This window comes from Micrococcus sp. LASM2_SD2, from assembly GCF_057364565.1.
Genome location: NZ_JBNFOB010000357.1, coordinates 1 through 1,506 on the forward strand (window position 1 = coordinate 1; position 1,506 = coordinate 1,506).

The following is a 1,506-nucleotide window of genomic DNA, read 5'->3' on the forward strand; positions in this document are numbered from 1 at the left end:
TGCCCGCACCCGCGCCGGCAGGAGCCCGGCGGTGAGCAGTCGCGCCGCGGGCAGCACCGCGCGCAGCGGGACGGGCAGGCCCTGGCCGGAGAACAGGTCGGCTGCGATGGTCCGGGCATCCTCGGTGACGTCGAGTCCAGCGATGTGCGCGTCCCAGTAGGCCGTGAACGCCGCGCGGTCCCGGGGCCAGTGCTCCGCCGGGACGCCGAGCGAAGTCGCCAGGGCGACGTGTTCCCGGTACATCCGTTCCGCGTCCACCGCCGGCAGGCTCCCCCAGACGCGGCGACGCACCTGCTCCCCCGCCCAGTAGAGGGTGGCGGCGACCCAGAGCTGGGCGTCGGGGTCGAAGGCAGAGTACGCACGTCCCTGCCCGTCCACCCCGCGGACCGGACCGTGGGCGCGGTGCACATGGGCCAGCACCGCCTCCCGCGCGAACCGCGCCTCCGGGAGCACCGCCACGCTGATGTACTGCAGGGTGTGGCGCAGCCGGGCGATCGGGTCTTCGGTGAACCGCGAGTGGGCGGCCACGCCCGCACCGACCCGATGGTCCGCCACCTGCAGCAGGATCGCCGCCCCGGCGCCGGCCAGCATCACGGCCTGGCGTGCCACCTCTGAGGCCGAGCGCGGCGGCGGGGCCGGGGTGAGGAGCGGGCGGAGAGGGGTCATGGATCCATGGTCGCAGGGCGGCCGCCCGGAGCGGGCGTCTCCCGTTTCGCGAGCGAAAACGTCCCGGGGGTGCCGAGGTGGACTCGGTGCGACGAAAGTCGTTCACCTTTTGTTTACCTCAGTTGAACGAGTCCGAGGATGCCCGAAATCCGCATGAATCCGCGCCTTAAGCGCACCTCGACCGCCTCTGCACACATCCCTCCTCCAACACTCGCGACCCACGTCCCGCTTGCCCCGTGGGGAAAACTGCGTATGCTTGATTCAAGAGATGTTCACCTAACGTTCACCTTCCCGGACGGAACGGGAACAGCACCCGAAGACTTGCCGGCGGCCCGCTTCCCCCGAAGGACCGCCCCGACCCGCCGGACCGATCCGGCACAGAAGGAGGTGCTCGCACATGAGCATCAACACCACCGAGTACCGCGAGGCCCTGCCCACCCAGCCCAACCCCGTCCTGCTGCGCCGCGTGATGGCCCGCGTCGAGAACGACCTGGTCGCCCGTCACGCATCCGAGCTCGGCGAAGCCACGGTCCGCGCGACCTTCCGTGAGGTCGTCGAGGAGTTCAAGGCCACCGCGCGCCTGTACCACTTCATGCCGACCCTCACCGAGCACGACGCCGAGCGTCGCCTCCGCGAGATGGAGCACGACTTGGAGCTGGCGGCCGCCTGATCCCTCCCGGGACACCTCCCGGGCTTCCCGACGACGGCGGGGCACCTTTCTGCACTGCTCCCCGGAAGTTGGACTCCTATTCAAGTCCGACTCACCCGGGGAGCAGTGCTGTGCCAGCACCATCGAAACTCACACCAGAACAACGAGAACAGGCCATCGACCTGTTCGAG

General features: G+C 70.0%; 2 protein-coding genes. One reads left to right on the forward strand and one right to left on the reverse strand.

The annotated features are described in order from the left end of the window. Positions 1 to 666, reverse strand: a 666-nt coding sequence (locus AC2W7A_RS12310) for an oxygenase MpaB family protein (RefSeq protein ID WP_485991596.1), incomplete at its 3' end; no start/stop codon positions are given. 397 nt (positions 667 to 1,063) lie between these two features. Here AC2W7A_RS12310 and AC2W7A_RS12315 point away from each other — a divergent pair. After that, positions 1,064 to 1,336, forward strand: coding sequence for a three-helix bundle dimerization domain-containing protein (locus AC2W7A_RS12315; protein WP_485991597.1), 273 nt, complete (start codon positions 1,064 to 1,066; stop codon positions 1,334 to 1,336). Positions 1,337 to 1,506 lie beyond the last annotated feature (170 nt).

Bases quoted from the DNA above. Each gene is read 5' to 3' on its own strand.
- AC2W7A_RS12315 (WP_485991597.1), top strand. From the start codon at position 1,064: ATGAGCATCAACACCACCGAGTACCGCGAGGCCCTGCCCACCCAGCCC.